General features: G+C 64.0%; 1 pseudogene. It reads left to right on the forward strand.

Annotation, left to right across the window (positions count from 1 at the left end):
- Positions 1 to 328: pseudogene (locus tag KHA85_RS20755) on the forward strand (acetolactate synthase large subunit); the annotation flags it as partial.

Below are 328 nucleotides of genomic sequence, written 5' to 3' on the forward strand. Positions count from 1 at the left end.
GTGGTAATCGATCTGCCGAAAGACATCGTTGGCCCGGCGGTGCGGATGCCTTATGCCTACCCGCAGGACGTGAGCATGCGTTCTTACAACCCGACGGTGCAGGGCCACCGCGGGCAGATCAAACGCGCGTTGCAAACCATTCTGGCGGCCAAAAAGCCGGTGATGTACGTCGGCGGCGGCGCGATCAACGCCGGTTGCGAGGCCGAACTGTTGGCGTTGGCGGAGCAGTTGAACCTGCCGGTGACCAGCAGCCTGATGGGGTTGGGCGCTTTCCCCGGCACCCACCGGCAGAGCGTCGGCATGCTCGGCATGCACGGCACCTATGAAG

It is taken from the genome of Dietzia massiliensis (genome assembly GCF_018390595.1).
In the GTDB taxonomy this organism is placed as follows: domain Bacteria; phylum Actinomycetota; class Actinomycetes; order Mycobacteriales; family Mycobacteriaceae; genus Dietzia; species Dietzia massiliensis.